This is a genomic window from Streptomyces nidicola (genome assembly GCF_050106155.1).
Classification (GTDB): Bacteria; Actinomycetota; Actinomycetes; order Streptomycetales; family Streptomycetaceae; genus Streptomyces.
This window is the reverse complement of the sequence record NZ_JBNBPI010000001.1, coordinates 7,090,791-7,109,270: the sequence shown is the minus strand read 5'-3', so window position 1 is coordinate 7,109,270 and position 18,480 is coordinate 7,090,791. Positions and strand designations below refer to the sequence as shown.

Below are 18,480 nucleotides of genomic sequence, written 5' to 3'. Positions count from 1 at the left end.
CCTACCGTCGTGGTTAACTACTTAACCAGTACTTAAAAAAGTTAACCACTGAATGGAGGGCCTCCATGGCTCGTGTCGACCAGAACCAGCGCCGCCGCCGCGGCACCGGACTCCTCGCCCTCGACGAGGACGCCGCGTACCAGGGCTACACGCTCTTCGCCCCGCTGACCGGCACCGGCGAGGTGTACCTGATCGACCTGCACGGCGAGGTCGTCCACCAGTGGAACCTGCCGAACCGCCCCGGCCGGCACGCGCGGATCCTCGCGAACGGGAACCTCGCCTACAACGGCGTACTGCCCGACGAGCCCGCCCTCTTCCCCATGTGGCACAAGTACCGCGGCGGCCTCATGCAGGAGATCACCCCCGACGGCACGGTCGTGCGCGAGCACCGCGATCCGCTCCAGCACCACGACGCCCACCACTACGGCGACGGCCGCATCCTCTACACGGCGCTCGAAGCACTGACCGGTGACGCGGCGGCCGCCGTTCGCGGTGGCGTGCCCGGCTCCGAGGCGAGCGGCCAGGACGGCGACACGATCTGGGCGGACACGATCGTCGAGGTCGACGCCGAGGGGAACACGACCTGGGAGTGGAAGGTCTCCGAGCGCCTCGGCCGCGAGGACTTCCCGCTGCACCCGGACTACGCCCGCGAGCACTACCCGCTCATCAACAGCGTGCTGCCGCTCGCCGACGGGAACATCCTCGCGAGCTTCCGCTCCGTGTCGGCCGTCGTCGTCATCGAGCGCGCCACCGGCGACATCATCTGGCGTTCGGAGCCGGGCGTCGTCTCGCAGCAGCACTGCCCGACCGAGCTGGAGAACGGGAACTTCCTCGTCTTCGACAACGGCGTCTTCCGGCCGCACTGGGACGTGCCGTTCAGCCGCGTCATCGAGATCGAGCGCTCCAGCGGCAAGATCGCCTGGGAGTACCACGACCCGGCGCGCGAGTCGTTCTTCGCGCCGTTCATGGGCAGCGCCCAGCGCCTCCCGAACGGCAACACCCTGGTCACGGACTCCCCCGCGGGCCGCCTCTTCGAGGTCACGGCCGACGGCTACCTGTGCTGGGAGTACATCGTCCCGTTCTTCGGCGGCTACTCCGAGGAAGAGGTCCGCAAGCTCTTCCCGTCGGAGCCCAACGCCGTGTTCCGCTCCTACCGTTACTCCGCGGCCGAGCTGCCGTGGCTGAACCGGTGACCGCGACCGAGGCACCACCGGTCGCACCGGTCGACGAGCGGCTGCCCCTGAAGCGGCTCGCCCCGCTCGCCTGCCAGCACGTGCTGGCGGGCGTGGCCGCGCCCGTCTCCTCCGTCATCCTCATCGCGACGACGCTGAAGCTGTCGACGACGCAGACGGCCTCTCTGCTCAGCGCGACCCTCGTGCTGTGCGGCGTGGGCGCGCTGCTCCAGTCGCTCGGTGTCGCGGCGCTGCGGGTGGGTGCCCGGCTGCCGTTCCTGATGCTGCCGGGCGGCGCCGCGGTCGCGATCTTCCTCCAGATCGCGCAGGAGTACGGCCCGGCGACGGCCTCGGGCTCCGTCCTGGTCGCGGCCGCGTTCCTGCTCTGCGTCCTGCCCTTCTACGGACGCCTGGTCCGGCTGTTCCCGCCCCTGGTCATGGGCACGACGGTCGTCCTCATCGGCATCAACATGATCAAGGTGACCGCGCCCATGGTCGCCTCAGGGCCGGGCCTCGGCTTCGCGACGCTCGGCGTGATCGCGGTGTTCTTCCTCGTCCTGCGGGGTGTGTGGCGGCAGATGGCGGTGCTGCTCGGCCTGGTCTGCGGCACGGTGATCGCCGCGCTCATGGGCACCGACATCGAGGTGGCGCACGGCGGCACCTTCGCGCTGCCCGACCCCTTCCCGTACGGCGCCCCGCACTTCGATCTGCTCGCCGCCATCCCGCTCCTCGTCTTCGCCCTCGCCTCGCTCGCCGAGGCCACCGGGCAGACGGTCCTCAACAGCGAGGCCGTGGGCCGGGCACCCGATCCGGGCCGCGACGTGCCGCGCATCGCCCGCGCCGACGCACTCGTCTCCCTCTTCTCCGGCCTCTTCGGTACGTCCCTGATGGTGACGAGCGCCGAGAACATCGGCATCGTCCAACTCACGCGCGTACGCAGCCGGTTCGTGACGGCGGCGGCCGGTGTGCTGCTGATCGTGTGCGGGCTGATCACTCCGCTGACCCGGGTGCTCGCGGCGATCCCGGAGCCGGTGGTCGGCGCGGCGGGCCTCGTCATCTACGCGGTGATCGCGGTCATGGGCTTCGGGATGCTCTCCCGTACGGACCTGTCGCACGGCACCGACAGCATCGTCATCGCGCTCGCCCTCGTGATCGGCATGCTGCCGATCGTGTCTCCGGAGATGTACGCGGAGCTGCCGACGTGGGCCCGCACGTTGTTCGGCAGCGGGGTCGCGGCCGGGGCGATCGCGGCGGTCGTGCTCAGCGCGGTCTTCCGGGCGCTGGGCCCGAGGCTCACGCCTCCGCGGCCGGACGCTCCCGGCGCTCCCCCATCAGACGGGAGCCCGTGAGGCGCTCGCCGAAGACGTCGTCCGGGTTGGACAGCACACAGTTCTCCAGGGAGAGACACCCGCACCCGATGCAGTCGGTCAGGTGATCCCGCAGCCGCCCCAACTGCTTGATCCGCTCGTCCAGTTCGGACCGCCAGACCTCCGAGAGGCGCGCCCAGTCGTCCCGGTTCGGGGTGCGCTCCTCGGGGAGTTCGGCGAGGGCGTCACGGATCGTGGCGAGCGGGATGCCGACGCGCTGCGCGGCCCGGATGAAGGCGACGCGGCGCAGGGTGTCACGACAGTATCGGCGCTGGTTGCCGGAGGTGCGGCGGCTGGTGATCAGGCCCTTGGACTCGTAGAAGTGGAGCGCGGAGACGGCGGCGCCGCTGCGCGCCGACACCTGGCCGACGGTGAGCTCGTGGATCTTCTCCGGAATCTGTGGCACCCACCCGAGAGTAGACGACCCTAGTGCGGGCGCGGCGGCGTTGTTAGAGTGCCGAGTGATCTGAGCAAGCGCTTAGAAAACTCTCCTGGGAGGTCACTGAACATGGCGGAGCCGCGCGTTTTCAAGGACGTCGACGACCTGAAGGGCGCCGTCGGCGAGCAGCTCGGGTACAGCGACTGGGTCGAGATCGAGCAGGGCCGCATCGACCAGTTCGCCGAGGCCACGGGCGACCACCAGTGGATCCACGTCGACCCGGAGCGCGCGAAGGAGGGCCCGTTCAAGACGACCATCGCGCACGGCTACCTCACCCTGTCGCTGCTGCCCCTCTTCGGCCCGCAGCTGATGAAGGTCGAGGGCATGAAGATGGGCGTCAACTACGGGACGAACAAGGTCCGTTTCCCCGCCCCCGTCCCGGTCGGCTCGCGGCTGCGCGCCACCGCGAAGGTCACGGACGTGGCGGACGTGGCGGGCGGCGTACAGGTCACCGTGGCGTTCAGCGTGGAGCGCGAGGGCGGCGACAAGCCGGTGTGCGTCGCGGAGTCGGTGTCCCGCTACTACCTCTGAGTCACCTCGGGGCACTCACCATGCGCAGTACGAGGTCGGCGTAGAGAGCGCCGACCTCGTCCGGTGTGCGGGGGCCTTCCGCGTTGAACCAGCGGGCGACGTCGATGCAGAGGGAGAGGATCGCGACGGTCGTGCCCGGCACGTCGGGGACGTCGAACTCGCCCGCCTTCACCCCGTCGTTGATGATCTCCCGCACCGCGGCGTCGCTCTGCCGGCGCAGCGCGACGATCTCGGGACGGTTTTCCTCGCCCAGCGAGTCCAGCTCGTACTGGACGACGCGCGCGGTCATGTGGTGCCCGGCGTGCCAGCGGACGAAGGTACGGACGGCCTCGGCGAGCCGCTCGGCGGCCGTGCCCTCGCTCTCGACCGCCCGGCGCAGGATCGCCAGCGCCTTGTCGTGGCCGATCCGGCTGATCCTGAGGAGCAGCTCTTCCTTGGTCTTGTAGTGGATGTAGAGCGCGGCCGGGCTCATGCCGGCGCGGCTCGCGATGTCGCGGGTCGTGGTCGCGTGGTAGCCGCGCTCGGCGAACGCCTGCACCGCCGCGACGAGCAGCCGCCGGGCCGCGTCGGGTGTGACATCGGCCCACGGCATCTCGTCCGTGACCTCGTCCGCACCGCGCTCGTCCTGCGTCATCGCTGCACTCACATCCTCCCGTGGGGCCGGTGCCACACCCTACCCTCCGGGGTGAGCGAGCGCTTAGAGCCCGGTTCCCGGGAACGGGACGCGATTCATCCGGCGTCCGCCTCCACCATGTCCCCCGCCATGTCTGCCAGGATCGTACGCACCGTGTCCAGGCCGAGGTCCGGGTGGAGGAAGGCGAAGCGGGCCACCGTCTCGCCCTCCCACACCGTCGGCACCACGAAGGCGAGCTGCCGCTCCAGGAGCCGGCGCGACCAGGCGTCGTAGTCCGCGGGCCCCCAGCCAGTGCGGCGCAGCAGCACGACCGAGAGTTCGGGCTCGCGCAGCAGTTCCAGGCCGTCGGTGGCGCGGATCAGCTCCGCGGTCTCCTCGGCGAGCCGCCGCCCGGCCTCGACGGCCTCCCGGTAGGCCTCCGTGCCGTGCACCGCGAGCGAGAACCAGAGCGGAAGGCCCCGGGGGCGGCGCGTGAGGTGGTACGCGTAGTCGCTCGGGTTCCATTGCTGCGGGGCGTCGGTGTGGATGCAGTCCAGGTAGGAGGCGTCCTGAGTGTGGACGGCGCGGGCCAGGGCGGGGTTGCGGTACAGGAGGGCGCCGCAGTCGAACGGCGTGAACAGCCACTTGTGCGGGTCGATGACGAGGGAGTCGGCGTGCTCGATGCCGGCGAACCGCTCGCGCAGCCGCGGCGAGAACAGGGCGCCGCCGCCGTAGGCCGCGTCGACGTGGAACCACAGGCCGTGGTCGCGGGCCGCGTCGGCGATGCCCGCCAGGTCGTCGATGATGCCGGCGTTGGTGGTGCCGGCGGTGCCGACGACGGCGACCACGCTCTCGGGGTCGCCGTCGGCCGCGAGCGCGGCGCGCACCGCGTCGCCGGTCAGCCGGTGGTCGTCGGTGGGCACCACGAGCGCCTCGACGCCCATGATCCGCAGCGTGCTGCCGATCGACGAATGGGCCTGGTCGCTGACCGCGATCCGGGGCCGCTCCACGGGGCGCCCTTCGGAGGTACGGGCGGTGTCCCTGGCCACCAGGAGTCCGGACAGGTTGCCCGCGGACCCGCCGCTGACGAAGCAGCCGCCCGCCCCGCCCGGCATCCCCGCGAGATCGGCGAGCAGCCGCAGCACCTGGTTCTCGGCGGCGACAGCGCCGGACGCCTCCAGCCAGGAGACGCCGTGCAGCGAGGACGCGGACAGCACCATGTCGAAGAGGGCGGCGGCCTTGGTCGGGGCGCCGGGGATGAACGAGAGGAAACCCGGGCTGTCGCAGGAGACGACGGTCGGTTCTATGTGCTCGGTGAACAGCCGCAGCACGTCGTCCGGGGCGGACGGGCCGCCGCCCAGGGCGCCCTTGAGGGCGGCTTCGAGCTCGGCCGCGTCACCGAGCCTGCCGAGCGGCGCCGGGTCGAGGCGCAGCCGGTGCTCGACGTGGTCGAGGACCGTGCGGGCGAGGGCTTCGTCATGGCTGTGCAAGGTGCCGTACCTCCAGGAACGGGGGTGCCGGGGGTTTCCCGGGGGCACGGTTCGCTAATTGGATTCGACCGGACCCATTTCGGAGGCTAACCACAACCGGCGTCACTGGTCAACGAGTTCGCCCCTCGGGGGGCGCCAGCTCCCGGAAGGCCCCTCAACCCCCGCCGTTCGCCTCGAAGTGGTCGAGCAGCGCGAGGAACTGCCGGCCCGAGTCCTCCAGGTGCTCGCGCATCCGGGCCTCCGCGGTCTCCGCGTCACCGGCCAGGACGGCGAGCGCGATGGCCCGGTGCTCCTCGCAGAACACCCGCGAGAGGTCCCGGTCCGGCGGGTAGACGAGGGTCCAGTCGCAGTCCAGCCAGAGCGCGTTGCCACGGACGAACATCTCGGCGCGTGCCCGTTCCACCGCCTCGCCGAGGACCTCGTTGCCTGCCGCGGCGGCGACCGCCAGATGGAAGCGCGAGTCGACCTGGTGATAGGCGGCGAGGTCGGCGACCTCCTCGTCGAGCATCCGCACCAGGGCCCGCCGGTCGGCGGTGGAGCCGCGCCGCGCGGCAAGAGCGGCCGAGAAGGGTTCGATCGCCGTCCGGTACTCCATGTAGTCGCGGATGGTGGCCCTGAAGTCGGCGGCCACGGCGGCCCGTTCACCCTCGACCGCCGGGGCGGGCCGGACCCGTGTCCCGCCGGAGCGGCCGAGCGTGGTGACCACGAGGCCCTCCTCGGCGAGCCTGCGCACCGCCTGGCGGACCGTGTTGCGCCCGACGCCCAGCGAAGCGGCGAGCTCACGCTCGGCCGGGAGCCTGCTGCCCGGCGCGAAGCCGCCCAGGGCGATGCGCTTGCGCAGGATCTCGGTGACCATGTCGCGCGAGGGCCTGCGCTGCCCCGGCCGCTCCAGCGGATCGGGGTGGCGCGCCCCCGCGCCCGCGCCGTCGGTCCCGCTCCCGGCTCCCGCCTTCACCACGCGTCCTCCCGGTCGTCCTCGTCGCCATCGGATGGCCTCCGGACGCGAACTCGCCCGTCCCGAAGCCTTATTGGATTCGGCGCGAACCCTATTGACAGGGCTTCTCCGCCGCTCGTAGCGTCCCGGTACCACTTTATGGGTCCCATCGAATCCATAGTCCTTGGCCCTTGTCATCCGGTCGGCCGTCCCCGCCCCCGCGCTCCCCCCGCGGGCCCGCCGTCCTGCCCTCAGAAGGAGCCCCGGTACATGACGCCTCCCCCAGCCCGACCACCCGCGGACGCGGACGGCCCACCCGGGGCCGAAGGCGGACGCAGCCCGTTGCGCATCGCCACCGCCACACTGATCGGCACCACTGTCGAGTGGTACGACTTCGCCATCTACGGCACGGCCGCCGCCCTGGTCTTCCCCAAGCTGTTCTTCCCCGAGATGAGCCCCGCGCTCGGCGTGCTCAGCTCCTTCGCCACCCTCGCCGTGGGCTCCCTCGGCCGGCCGCTCGGCGCGCTCCTCTTCGGGCACATCGGCGACCGCTACGGACGCAAGCACGCCCTCATCGGCTCCCTGCTCCTGATGGGCGCGTCCACGTTCCTGATCGGACTGCTGCCCGGCTACGCGGTGGCCGGGGCGCTCGCCCCCGTACTGCTGCTGATCATCCGCGTCCTTCAATCGCTCGCGGTCGGCGGCGAATGGGGCGGGGCGGTCCTCTACGCGGTGGAGAACGCGCCACCGCACCGCAAGGCGCTGTACGGGTCCTTCCCCCAGGTCGGCGACGGCCTCGGCTTCTTCCTCGCCACCGGCGTCTTCACCCTCGCCTCGCTGCCGGGCCACGACGCGCTGCTCGCCTGGACCTGGCGCATCCCCTTCCTGCTGTCGAGCGTGCTCGTGGTCACCGGCCTGATCATCCGCAGCCGCCTGGAGGAGGCGCCGGAGATCAAGGAGGCGCTGCGCGAGGAGCGGGAGTCGGGCGGGGCCGCCGCCAAGCTGCCCGTGCTCGACGTCGCGCGCGGTTCGTGGCGCACCTGGCTGCTCGCCACGGGGGCCTTCCTCGTCACCGTCGGCGGCTTCTACGTGATCGTCACGTTCATGTCGGCCTACGCTGTGTCCCAGTTGGGCTTCACGGAGGCGCAGACATCGGCCGCGGGGATGTTCGCCTCGGTCGTGGTGATCGTCTTCACCCCGCTCACCGCGCTGTTGGGCGACCGGTTCGGCGTCCGGCGCGTCACGCTCGTCGGGATGGCGGCCCATCTGGTCGTGGCGTTCCCGATGTTCTGGCTCGCCGGATCGCACACCCTCGTGGGCCTGTGGGCGGGCATGGGGCTCGGCATGCTCGCCAGCACCATCGCGTACGCCACCGTGGGCACGATGGTCACCGAGTGGTTCCCGCCGCGCGTGCGCTACACGGGGCTCTCGCTCGGGTACCAGATCGCCGGCCTGATCGGCGGCGGCGCGGTGCCGCCGCTTGCGCAGTGGCTGGCCGGTTCCTCGGGCGCCTCCTGGACGCCCGTGGCGGTCCTGTTCATCGTGATGGCGCTGGTCAGCATGGGCTGCGTGGCCCTCCACCGGCGGATGGCCGCACCGGATTCCGCCGCATCTGAATCCACCGCGTCCGATTCCGCCCCGTCTGGTTCCGCCCCGTCTGGCTCCGCCCCGTCCGTCGCCGACACCGCGCCGCAGGAGATCCGATGACCGACGCCACCGCCGCTCCTGCCGCTCCCGCCGCGAGTGACGCGGGGCGCGCCCATCTCGAGCGGATCGCCCGGCGGGCGGCCGACGCAGCGGTCTCGGCGCCCGCCTGGTCCTCCCCGTACGAGGGGGCGGGCCCCGAGGTGCACACCCGGATCGACGCCGAAGTCGAGGGGCTCGGCGCGGAGTTGCTCGGCCTCGGCCGCGCCCTGCACGCGGACCCCGAGCCGGGCTTCGAGGAGCATCGCGCCGTCGCCCGCGTCGCCGACCTGCTGCGGGCCCACGGCGTCACGGCCCAGGTCGGGGCGCACGGGCTGCCCACCGCGCTGCGGGCGTCGGCCGGTTCGGGCGACGGGCCCACCGTGGCGGTGCTGGCCGAGTACGACGCGCTGCCCGGCATCGGGCACGGCTGCGGGCACCACATCATCTGCGCCGCGGCCGTCGGCGCCTTCCTCGCGCTGGTCCCCGTCCTGGAGCGGACCGGCGGCACGGCGGTGCTGCTCGGCACGCCCGCCGAGGAGAACGGCACGGGCAAGGAACTCCTCGCCCGCGCCGGGGCGTTCGACGGGATCGACGCCGCCGTGATGATCCACCCCTCGTCGGGGCCCGACCTCTCCGACGCGCCCTTCCTCGGGCTTCGCGAGGTGGTCGTCGAGTACACGGGGCTCGCCGCCCACGCCTCCGCCGCCCCGTTCATGGGCCGCAACGCCCTGGACGCGGTGGTCGCCGCCTACCAGGGGGTCGCCGCGCTGCGCCAGCACATCCTCCCGGACGACCGGGTGCACGGCGTGATCACCGACGGCGGCTCGCGCCCCAACGTCGTACCCGAGCGCGCGGCGGCCCATTTCTATCTGCGCGCGGCCACCGTGGAGTCGCTTGCGGAGCTCTCCGACCGGGTCCAACGGATCTTCGAGGGCGCCGCGTCGATGACCGGCACGACCGTCGCCACCCGCTGGGACGACTGCCCGCCCTGCGTCCCCGTCCGGCACAACGACGTCCTCGCGGCGCGTTTCGCCCAGCACCTGACGAGCCGGGGCCGCACGGTGCTGCCCGGCAGCGCCGCACCCGACTCCGCGCTCGGCTCCACGGACCTGGGCAACGTGAGCGTCCGCATCCCGGCCATCCATCCCATGCTGTCCGTCGCCCCGGCCGGAACGGCCCTGCACACCGCCGACTTCGCGGAGTGCGCGCGGGGCGCCGAGGCCGACCGGGCGGTCCTCGACGGCGCGGCGGCGCTGGCCCGCACGGCCGCGGACCACCTCGCGGACGCGGCCCTACGGGCAGCGGTGGAACGGGAGTTCACGGAGGCGGGCGGCGCACTGGACGTCCCGAAGCTGCTGTCCGCCCCGGCGTCCGCCCGACCGCGTCACGCTGCCGGCGTCACGCCACCGGCTTGAACGGGTCGTGGTCCGCCAGGATCTTCTCCAGGCGGGCCTGGTCGACGCGGCTCACGATCTGGCCCGCCTCCTGGCGGTCCCGGATCACCTTGGCCAGCGTGAAGGCCGAGGTCGTGAGGTAAAGGACGGCGATCGCCAGGAACGCGCGGATCCAGCCGCTGACGTCGAGGCTGTAGATGCCGATGGCCGTCGCGGCGAGAGCGACGACGAAGGATGCGACGGCCTGTCCGTAGAAGGCCACGGTGTTCTGCTGCTTGACCGGTGTGTCACTCATGCCGCACAGCATGGAGCGGATGGGGGCCCGCCCCCATCCGCTCCCGTACTCAATCGCGTACTCAGAACGCCGAAACGCCCGTCAGCGCGCGGCCGATGATCAGCTTCTGGATCTGGCTCGTGCCCTCGTAGAGGGTCATGACGCGGGCGTCGCGCAGCAGCTTGCCGACGGGGTACTCGTCGATGTAGCCGTAACCGCCGAAGACCTGGAGGGCGTTGTTCGCCGCGCGGACCGCCGCCTCGGACGCGAACAGCTTCGCCTTCGACGCCGCCGTCGCGAAGTCCTCGCCGCGGTCGATGAGATCGGCGACGCGCCAGGTCAGCAGCCGGGCCGCGTCCACGTCGACGGAGATGTCCGAGATCAGCTCCTGCACCAGCTGGTACGAGGCGATGGACTTGCCGAACTGCTCGCGCTCGCCCGCGTATCCGACGGCCGCGTCGAGGGCGGCCTGGGCGATGCCCACGCACCCTGCGGCCACCGACATCCGGCCCTTGGCGAGCGCGGACATGGCGATCGAGAAGCCCTTGCCCTCCGGGCCCATCATCGCGGAGGCGGGTACGCGGACGTCCTCCAGGACCAGCTCGGCCGTGGTCTGGCCGCGCAGTCCGAGCTTGCCGTGGATGGTGTTGCGGGTCAGGCCCGGGGTGTCGGTCGGGACCAGGAAGGCGGAGATGCCCTTGTGGCCCGGGGTGTCGTTGGTACGGGCGAAGAGGAGAACGACATCGGCCCAGGTGCCGTTGGTGATGAAGATCTTCGTGCCGTTGATCACGTAGTCGTCGCCGTCGCGGACCGCGCGGGTCTGGAGGTCCGCCGGGTTCGAGCCGTGCCCCGGCTCGGTCAGGCCGAAGCAGCCGAGCGCCTCACCGGCCGTCAGCTTCGGGATCCAGTGCCGCTTCTGCTCCTCGTTCGCCCACTGCTGGATCGGCTTGGTGACCAGGCCGAGGGAGACCGAGACGATGCCGCGCACCGACGAGTCCCCGCGCCCCAGCTCCTCCGTGACCAGCGTGTACGCGAGGTGGTCGCCGCCCGAGCCGCCGTACTCCTCGTCGATGGTCAGGCCCAGGAAGCCGACCTCGCCGAGCTTCTTGACGATGCCCCGGTCGACCTCCTCGGACCGGTCCCACGCCACCACGTTCGGCGCGATCTCGCGGTCCACGAAGTCCTTGGCGAGCCGGCGCACCGCCGTCTGCTCCTCGCTCAGCTCCAGGTTCATGGCCACTCCCGCGTGAATCGAATCGTAAGGCAGTTGATTGGCGAGTTAATTAGCACTGCTAGTTTTTGGCTCGCAGCCCTACTATGTGCCGCATGGCCCGACCGCGCAAGCCCCTTCTGAGCAGAGATCGCATCGTCGACGCGGCCCGCACCCTCGTCGACACGGAGGGCCTCGCCGCCGTCTCGACGCGTCGGCTCGCCGCCGAGCTCGGGGTGAGCGGGCCCTCCCTGTACAACCACTTCCGTACGAAGGACCAGATCCTGGAGGCGGTCGCCGACTCGGTGAGCGCGCAGGTCGACCTGTCGATGTTCGAAGCCGACGACGACCGGGACTGGCGCACCGCGCTGCACGACTGGGCCGTCTCCTACCGGGCGGCGCTGCGCGCACACCCGAACATCGTCCCGGTGCTCGCGCAGGGACCCGGCCGCCGCCCTGCCGGACTGCGGCTCGCCGACGCGGTGTTCGGCTCGATGGTCGACGCCGGGTGGCCGCCGCCGCAGGCCACGTCCATCGGCGCGCTCATGCGGTACTTCGTGACGGGATCCGCGCTCGGCTCGTTCGCGGGCGGCTTCCCCGACGACGAGGCGGCGTACGACCCCGCCGACTATCCGCACCTCGGCCAGGCGCACCTGCTCGCCGAGCGGCAGGAGATCGTCGACGACCGGGCCTTCGAGACGGGGCTCACGGCGCTGCTCGACGGGCTCGCGGTGCAGTACGAGCAGGTGGCGGCGGCAGCGTCCACGGACCGCTGACGTTTCGGCGGCCGCCGAAGCGTGCCGGGGTCATCCTTGACGCATGGCCGCCTCGAAGGAACCCGGCGCTCCGCGCCTCGCCGCCCTCGCCTCGCTGATCGCCGACGAGACGCGGGCCGCCTGTCTGCTCGCGCTGCTCGACGGCCGGGCCTGGACGGCGGGCGAGCTGGCCCGGCACGCGGGCGTCGCGGCGTCGACCGCGAGCGAGCACCTCGGCAAGCTCGTCGCCGGCGGGCTGCTCGCCGAGGAGCGGCAGGGCCGCCACCGGTATCTGCGGCTCGCCGACGCGCAGGTCGCGCAGCTCCTGGAGGGCCTCGCCGGGTACGCCGTGCCGGGCGGCGGCGAGCGGCCTCCCACGCTGCGGGCCGCGTCGGCGCGGACCGCGATGGCCCGCGGGCGGACCTGCTACGACCACCTCGCGGGCCGGCTCGGGATCACGGTCACCGATGCGATGGTCGGGCGGGGGCTGCTGCGGGCCGACGCCGAACCCGGCGGATCGGGCGGATCCGGCGACTCCCCCGCCCCCTCCACCTTCACGCTCACCGACGCCGGGCACGGCTGGTTCCGGGCGCTCGGGGCGCCGCTGGAGCCCGGCTCGCGGCGACCGTTGACGCGCGGCTGCCTCGACTGGACGGAGCGCCGTCTCCACCTCGCCGGACGGGCGGGCGCCACGCTGTGCGCCCACGCCTTCGAGGCGGGCTGGGTCGAGCGGGTCGGCTCCGAGCGGGCGGTGCGGGTGACCGGGGCCGGGGAGCGGGCACTGCGGGCGGAGCTGGGAGTGCCCGCGCTGCGCTGAGCGGGCCCCGTGGCGCGTTCCCGCCCCCGGCCAGGCCCTTCCCCGGAAGTAGCTGTAACGTACATTCGCCGGGCCGGGAAACATCTTCGTAACACGGGAGCGGCGCATGGCGCAGACGGCGGATGCCGCGATTCACCAGGAAATCGGGCAGAGTTGGGCGACCGGTTGTAGACAGTTCGCGCTGCGCGTGCTGCGCGGGATCGGGCAGGTGACGTTCCTGCCGCGCGCGCTCACCGGCGCGCTGTTCGCCGCGGCCCTGTTCTCCGCCGGATGGGAGTACGGGCTCTACGGGGTCGGGGGCGCGGCCGTCGGCACGCTGGTCGCGGCGCTGCTCGGCGTGGAGAAGGAGCGGCTCACGCAAGGCATGGAGGGCTTCAACGCCTGCCTCGTGGGCGTGAGTTGTGCCGTCTTCCTCAACCCCGACCAGCTGTCCTCGGTGCTCGTCGCCCTGCTCGGCTGCGCCGCCGCCACCGTGGCCACCGCCGCCGCGGGGCGGGCCCTCGGTGCGTGGGGGCTGCCCGCCCTGACGCTGCCGTTCTGCCTCGTGGCGAGCGTCATCACGCTGGCCGCGCCCGGGTTCGCGCGGGTGTGGACCGGCGGGGGCGGCATCGCCGCGTTCCCGCAGGCGGTGTCCGGGGCCAGGACGGGACTCCAACTCGACGATGCCGTACGGGGGTTCCTCGCCGGATTCGGCCAGATCTTCCTGATGCCGCAGTGGTACGCGGGGGCGCTGGTGCTCGCCGGGCTGCTGGTGGCCGGGCCGCGGGTCGCGGGTGTGGCCTGCCTCGGGAACGTCGCGGGCATGGCGACCGCGTGGGCCCTCGGTGAACCCGCCGCGCAGCTGGCCGACGGTACGTCCGCGTACAACGCGGTGCTGGTCGCGCTCGCACTGTGCGGGGTGTTCCTCGAGGCCACTCGGCGTACGGTGCCGTATGCCGTGGCGGGGGCGGTCGCCGCGACGGTGTGCGCCCCGGCGTTCGGGGCGCTGGCGGCGCCGGTGGGCGGCCACATGTTCACGTGGCCGTTCGCACTGACGACGTTGGTGTTCCTGGTGGCGGCGAGGTCGTTCCCTCGGTTGACCAGCTCACGCCCCTGCGCCGGTTGAGCGATTCAAGCCCCGCCGTCGGACGAGAGGCAGCGGGGTCCGGGGCGGAGCCCCGATCTTTCAGGCCGACTCGAGAGCCGCGACGTCCAGTTTGCCCATTTTCATCATCGCGGCCAGCACCCTCGCGGAACGCTCCTCGTCCGGGTCGGCGAGGAGCTCGACGAGCCGGCGCGGCACGATCTGCCAGGACAGCCCGAACTTGTCCTTGCACCAGCCGCACGGCCCGCCCTCGCCGCCGTCCGCCGTGATCCGCTCCCACAGCCGGTCGACCTCGGCCTGGTCGGCGCAGTCGACGGAGAACGACACCGCTTCGTTGAACTTGAACTCGGGGCCGCCGTTGAGCGCCTGGTACTCGGTGCCCGCGAGCCGGAACTCCATGGTGAGGACGGAGCCGGGCACGCCGGGCCCCTCCTTGCCCCAGCGCTGGACCTCCAGGATCTCGGAGTCGGAGCCGGGGAAGAGCGACATGTAGAAGTCGACGGCCTCTTCGGCGTTGCCGTCGAACCACAGACAAGGGCGGATCTTCTGAGCGGTGGCGGGCATGGTGGGCCTCCTGGTTCCCGAACCGGCGCGGTGCCGGCCTGTATCAGGCTTCTCCTCCTACAGACCGGCCGCCAGCCGGGAACTCATCGGCCGCGGCACCGCCGAAATCACGGCATCGCCAAGACCGCACCACCGCTAGAACACGACGAGCGCCCGGCCGCCCTTGCCCGCCACCATGTTGTCGAACGCCGCCGGGATCCCGTCCAGCGCGATCCGCTCGGTCACCAGCGTGCCCAGGTCGAGGCGGCCCTCGCGGATGTGCTCGGCGAGCACCGGGAGGTCCTGCGCCGGGTCGCAGTTGCCGTAGACGCAGCCGGACAGCGTGCGGCCCCAGTGGAAGATCTCCAGGGCGTTGAAGGTGACCTGCTGGTCCTTGCCGCCGATGCCGACGACGGTGGTGCGGCCGCCGCGCCGGGTGGACTCCCAGGCGGTACGGATCGTGACGGCGCGGCCGACGCACTCCACCGCCACGTCCACGCCCTGCTTGTCCGTGAGCCCCCGGATCTCGCGCGCGGTCGTCTCGGAGGCGACCACGTAGTCCGTGGCGCCCGCCGCGCGCGCCAGCGCCTCCTTCTCCGGGGAGACGTCGACCGCGATGATCTTCGAGGCGCCCGCGATGCGCGCGGCCTGGAGCGTGGCGAGGCCGACGCCGCCGACGCCGTACACCGCGACGGTCTCCCCCTCCCGTACGCGGGCGGAGTGGTGCACGGCGCCGTAGCCGGTGAGCACGGCGCAGCCGAGCAGGGCCGCGTCGATGAGCGGGACGCCGTCCGGCACCGGCAGGACGCAGTTCGCGGCGACGACCGTCTCCTCGGCGAACGCGGCGACGTTCAGGCCGGGGTGCAGGTCGCTGCCGTCGGACGCGCGCTTCGCGTGGATGTTGGCGGCGCCCGTGAGCGCGTTGGCGCACAGCCACACCTCGCCGAGCGCGCAGGCGTGACAGCTGCCGCAGGAGGGCGCCCAGTTGAGGACGACGCCGTCACCGGGGGCCACGTGCGTGACGCCGTCGCCGACGGAGACGACGGTGCCCGCGCCCTCGTGGCCGAGGACCGCGGGGACCGGGAGCCGCATGGTGCCGTTGGTCAGGGACAGGTCGGAGTGGCAGACACCGGCGGCGGCCAGCCTGACCCGGACCTGGCCGGGCCCCGGTTCGGGCAGGTCGATGTCGGCGATCTCCAGCGGGGAGCCGACGGCGGGCAGTACAGCGGCGCGGACCATGATGGGCACAACTCCCTGAGCGAGTGCGGGGTGTCACGTACGTGCCGAGCCAAACTAGCGTCGCTAGTTTCTCGGGTCCAGTGTGCGCCGGACACGAGGTCAGTGCCGCTGGTGATCCTTCTCGCGTCGACGGAGCCTGGGCGCCCATGCCCTCCCCTGCGCGGGACGGCCTCCGGAGCCGCCCCTGACCCCGAGACCCGCCGCCACGAACAGCAGCCCGCCCAGCATCACGAACGGCGCCGCCGTCCCCGCCACGCCCGCGATCAGGCCCGCCGACGCGGGCGCCGCGACCTGGCCGAGGCGGTTGCCGGTCAGCCGGAGGGCGAGCGCGGTGGAACGGGCCTCGGCGGGGGCGGCCTGGACGACCGTGGTCATGGAGAGCGGCTGACCCACCCCGAGGCAGAAGCCGAGCACGATCAGCATCGCGCCGAGCGCCCACACCGGCACGGGCAGCGCGATGCCCGCGCACAGCACCGCCGCGAGCAGACACGTGGTGGCGATCAGGGCCGTCCTGCCGAGCCAGTTGATGAGCGGGGTCATCACGAGGCGGCAGGCGACCGTCGCGCCCGCGCGCAGGCTCAGCAGCACGCCGACCACGGACGGCGCGATCCCCCGGTGCTCGCCGACGACCGGCAGGTACGCCGTGAGGATGTCGGTGGCCGACAGGACGGCGAGGCTGATGAAGATGCCGCCGGGCACGCCTCGGGTGCGCAGGATGCGGTGCACGGGGACCCTGGAGGTCTCCTTCGTGCGCGAACCCGGCTGCGTACGACGGGACTCGATGCGCCACAGGGACGTCACGGCCAGCGCGCAGACGCCCGCCGACACGAGGAGCGCGAGCGCGCTCGTGCCCACCATGTCCTGGCCGTCGATCAGGGCACCGGCGGCGATCGGCCCGACGAGCTGGCCGAGGGAGGCGCCGATGGTGAAGTGGCCGAAGTTGCGGTCCTGGTCCTCGGGCGCGGACTGCCGGGCCACGATCGACTGGGCGCCGATGACGAAGCACAGATGCCCGAGCCCCATGACACCGCTCCAAGCGGCCATCGCCACAAGGGAGTTCGCGAGTCCGCTCAGCGCGCAGCCGCCCGCGATGAGGACGACGCCCACCGGGAGCAGCGGCGCGCACCGGCCGTGGTCCGTGCGCCGCCCGAGCGGCACGGCGGCGAACAGCGGGAGCAGCGCGTAGACCCCCGCGATGACGCCGACGGCACGCTCGTCGGCGCCGAGCGCGAGGGCCCGGTAGGAGACCGCGGGCCGCGCCATCGACACCGCCCCCTGCGCGAAGCTGAAGGCGATGACGAGACGGAGCAGCCAGGCACGAGTCGTACGGTCACGGCTCATGAGGTCACGGGATTCATCGGGTCACACGATTCCGAACAGCAGACCGGCGCCGAGGACGACCAGCGCGGTCAACGCCGCCCATTTCACGGTGAACTTGGTGTGGTCGCCGAACTCGACCTTAGCCATGCCCACGAGCACGTAGACCGCCGGGACCAGCGGGCTCGACATGTGCAGCGGCTGTCCGGCGAGCGAGGCGCGGGCGATCTCGAGGGTCGAGACACCGTGCGCGTTCCCGGCCTCGGCGAGCACCGGCAGGATGCCGAAGTAGAAGCCGTCGTTGGACATGAAGTACGTGAACGGGATGGACAGCACGCCGGTGACGAGTGCCATGTGCGGGCCCATCCAGTCGGGGATGCCGCCCACGACCCACTTCGCCATGTGGTCGACCATCCCGGTGCCCTGGAGCACGCCCGTGAAGACGGCGGCGGCGAAGACCATGCCCGCGACGTTGAGGACGTTCTCGGCGTGCGCGCCGATCCGGGCCTTCTGGTCGGCCATGTGCGGGTAGTTGACCGAGAGCGCGAGCGCGGCGCCGAGCATGAAGAGCACCGGGATCGGCAGCAGCTCCATGATCATGGAGGCCAGGAGCACCACCGTGAGCAGGGCGTTGAACCAGTAGAGCTTGGGGCGCAGGGTGGCCCGGTTCGGGTCGAGCCCGGAGAACGTCTCGCCTTCCTCGTTCTCGTACGAGGGGGTGGCGGCGGAACCGCCGCCGGTACCCGCACCGGTCCCCTTGCCGCCGCTCCCGGCACCGACGAGCACCTTCTCCTCGACGGTCTCGGTGACCGCGAGGTCCTCGTCCAGGGAGAGATAGCCGAGCCGCTTGCGCTCGCGGCGACCGAGCACGTACGAGAGGGCGAACACGAAGAGCAGCCCCACGCCGAGCGCCGGGATCATCGGCACGAAGATGTCGCTGGCATCCACCTTCAGCGCGGTCGCGGCGCGGGCCGTCGGGCCGCCCCAGGGCAGCGTGTTCATCACGCCGTTGGCGGTCGCGGCGACACCCGTCATCACGACGAGGCTCATCTTCAGGCGCTTGTACAGCGGGTACATCGCCGAGACGGTGATCATGAAGGTGGTGGAGCCGTCGCCGTCGAGCGAGACGATCGCGGCGAGCACGGCGGTGCCGACGACGATGCGGACGGGGTCGGCCTTCGCGAACTTCAGGATGCCGCGCACGATCGGGTCGAAGAGGCCGACGTCGATCATCACGCCGAAGTAGACGATCGCGAACATCAGCATGGCGGCGGTCGGCGCCAGGTCACCGATGCCGGCGATCACGTAGTCGCCCAGACTGGCGCCCTTGCCCACCAGTACGCAGAACAGCGCCGGTATGAGCACGAGCGCCGCGATGGGCGACACCTTTTTCATCATGATCAGCACCAGGAAGGTGGCGATCATGCCGAAACCGAGGATGGTCAGCATGGGGAGGGGCCCTCTCACGTCTACGTTCGCCTTCGAACAGCCGCCGTGGGGGAGGCAGCCAGCGAGACGCTAGGTGGGCCGAACAAGCGTTAACAAGATGTTGACACGCGAGCAATAAGCGCAAAACTCCAGGTCACGAGCGGTTCACCCGCGTGCTGTGCGCGAA

Annotated in this window: 18 protein-coding genes; 8 read left to right on the top strand and 10 right to left on the bottom strand. The window is 72.0% G+C overall.

All coding sequences use genetic code 11. The features are described from left to right. The first annotated feature begins 65 nt into the window (after positions 1 to 65). Both ACOKM3_RS32120 and ACOKM3_RS32115 read left to right on the top strand, forming a co-directional pair. Positions 66 to 1,193, top strand: a complete 1,128-nt coding sequence (locus ACOKM3_RS32120) for an aryl-sulfate sulfotransferase (protein ID WP_426904704.1) — start codon at positions 66 to 68, stop codon at positions 1,191 to 1,193. Continuing rightward, positions 1,190 to 2,521 carry a uracil-xanthine permease family protein gene (locus tag ACOKM3_RS32115; protein WP_426904702.1) on the top strand — a complete coding sequence of 444 codons (1,332 nt, stop codon included), beginning with the start codon at positions 1,190 to 1,192 and terminating at the stop codon, positions 2,519 to 2,521. The genes ACOKM3_RS32120 and ACOKM3_RS32115 overlap by 4 nt, the downstream gene beginning before the upstream one ends. On the opposite strand, the gene soxR is transcribed toward ACOKM3_RS32115, so the two are convergent. Beyond that, positions 2,466 to 2,945, bottom strand: a complete 480-nt coding sequence (gene soxR / locus ACOKM3_RS32110; RefSeq protein ID WP_426904700.1) for a redox-sensitive transcriptional activator SoxR — start codon at positions 2,943 to 2,945, stop codon at positions 2,466 to 2,468. The genes ACOKM3_RS32115 and soxR overlap by 56 nt on opposite strands. 102 nt (positions 2,946 to 3,047) lie before the next feature. On the opposite strand from soxR, the gene ACOKM3_RS32105 reads away from it, so the two are divergent. Continuing rightward, positions 3,048 to 3,509, top strand: coding sequence for a MaoC family dehydratase (locus tag ACOKM3_RS32105; protein WP_426904698.1), 462 nt, complete (start codon positions 3,048 to 3,050; stop codon positions 3,507 to 3,509). A 1-nt stretch (position 3,510) separates the two neighbouring features. Here ACOKM3_RS32105 and ACOKM3_RS32100 read toward each other — a convergent pair whose 3' ends face one another. The 3 genes from ACOKM3_RS32100 to ACOKM3_RS32090 all read right to left on the bottom strand — a co-directional run bounded on the left by ACOKM3_RS32100 (position 3,511) and on the right by ACOKM3_RS32090 (position 6,570). Next, a complete protein-coding gene (locus ACOKM3_RS32100) occupies positions 3,511 to 4,143 on the bottom strand; it encodes a TetR/AcrR family transcriptional regulator (RefSeq protein ID WP_426904696.1) in 633 nt (210 codons plus the stop codon). Between the two features lie 95 nt (positions 4,144 to 4,238). Beyond that, on the bottom strand, positions 4,239 to 5,612 hold the full coding sequence (locus tag ACOKM3_RS32095; RefSeq protein WP_426904694.1) for a pyridoxal phosphate-dependent decarboxylase family protein: 1,374 nt from the start codon (positions 5,610 to 5,612) through the stop codon (positions 4,239 to 4,241). A 154-nt stretch (positions 5,613 to 5,766) separates the two neighbouring features. Next, positions 5,767 to 6,570, bottom strand: a complete 804-nt coding sequence (locus ACOKM3_RS32090) for a FadR/GntR family transcriptional regulator (RefSeq protein WP_426904692.1) — start codon at positions 6,568 to 6,570, stop codon at positions 5,767 to 5,769. A 246-nt stretch (positions 6,571 to 6,816) separates the two neighbouring features. Here ACOKM3_RS32090 and ACOKM3_RS32085 point away from each other — a divergent pair, with 246 nt between their 5' ends. After that, on the top strand, positions 6,817 to 8,253 hold the full coding sequence (locus ACOKM3_RS32085; RefSeq protein WP_426904690.1) for an MFS transporter: 1,437 nt from the start codon (positions 6,817 to 6,819) through the stop codon (positions 8,251 to 8,253). Further along, positions 8,250 to 9,647 carry a M20 family metallopeptidase gene (locus tag ACOKM3_RS32080; RefSeq protein ID WP_426904688.1) on the top strand — a complete coding sequence of 466 codons (1,398 nt, stop codon included), beginning with the start codon at positions 8,250 to 8,252 and terminating at the stop codon, positions 9,645 to 9,647. Before ACOKM3_RS32085 ends, ACOKM3_RS32080 begins: the two co-directional genes overlap by 4 nt. On the opposite strand, the gene ACOKM3_RS32075 is transcribed toward ACOKM3_RS32080, so the two are convergent. Together ACOKM3_RS32075 and ACOKM3_RS32070 are read right to left on the bottom strand one after the other, a co-directional pair. Beyond that, positions 9,631 to 9,921, bottom strand: a complete 291-nt coding sequence (locus ACOKM3_RS32075; protein WP_327664110.1) for a YiaA/YiaB family inner membrane protein — start codon at positions 9,919 to 9,921, stop codon at positions 9,631 to 9,633. The genes ACOKM3_RS32080 and ACOKM3_RS32075 overlap by 17 nt on opposite strands. Before the next feature lie 61 nt (positions 9,922 to 9,982). Then, entirely contained in the window at positions 9,983 to 11,134 is a 1,152-nt protein-coding gene (locus ACOKM3_RS32070) for an acyl-CoA dehydrogenase family protein (protein WP_426904685.1), read from the bottom strand. A 92-nt stretch (positions 11,135 to 11,226) separates the two neighbouring features. Between ACOKM3_RS32070 and ACOKM3_RS32065 the strand changes: the two genes are divergently transcribed. From ACOKM3_RS32065 to ACOKM3_RS32055, 3 genes are all read left to right on the top strand, one after another. Continuing rightward, on the top strand, positions 11,227 to 11,886 hold the full coding sequence (locus ACOKM3_RS32065; protein WP_426904683.1) for a TetR/AcrR family transcriptional regulator: 660 nt from the start codon (positions 11,227 to 11,229) through the stop codon (positions 11,884 to 11,886). A gap of 43 nt (positions 11,887 to 11,929) precedes the next feature. After that, entirely contained in the window at positions 11,930 to 12,682 is a 753-nt protein-coding gene (locus ACOKM3_RS32060) for an ArsR/SmtB family transcription factor (protein WP_426904681.1), read from the top strand. Positions 12,683 to 12,788: 106 nt separating this feature from the next. After that, positions 12,789 to 13,787, top strand: coding sequence for an urea transporter (locus ACOKM3_RS32055; protein ID WP_426904679.1), 999 nt, complete (start codon positions 12,789 to 12,791; stop codon positions 13,785 to 13,787). Positions 13,788 to 13,847: 60 nt separating this feature from the next. Here the strand turns inward: ACOKM3_RS32055 and ACOKM3_RS32050 are convergent, their stop codons facing one another. The 4 genes from ACOKM3_RS32050 to ACOKM3_RS32035 form a co-directional block, all read right to left on the bottom strand. Further along, entirely contained in the window at positions 13,848 to 14,330 is a 483-nt protein-coding gene (locus ACOKM3_RS32050) for a VOC family protein (protein WP_426904677.1), read from the bottom strand. A gap of 135 nt (positions 14,331 to 14,465) precedes the next feature. Further along, positions 14,466 to 15,548, bottom strand: coding sequence for a Zn-dependent alcohol dehydrogenase (locus tag ACOKM3_RS32045; RefSeq protein ID WP_426904675.1), 1,083 nt, complete (start codon positions 15,546 to 15,548; stop codon positions 14,466 to 14,468). A 99-nt stretch (positions 15,549 to 15,647) separates the two neighbouring features. Beyond that, positions 15,648 to 16,889 (bottom strand): MFS transporter, encoded by a 1,242-nt coding sequence (locus ACOKM3_RS32040; protein ID WP_426904673.1) that lies wholly within the window; start codon positions 16,887 to 16,889, stop codon positions 15,648 to 15,650. 21 nt (positions 16,890 to 16,910) lie between these two features. After that, complete coding sequence (locus ACOKM3_RS32035) at positions 16,911 to 18,314, bottom strand: CitMHS family transporter (RefSeq protein ID WP_426904671.1); 1,404 nt, start codon at positions 18,312 to 18,314, stop codon at positions 16,911 to 16,913. Positions 18,315 to 18,480 lie beyond the last annotated feature (166 nt).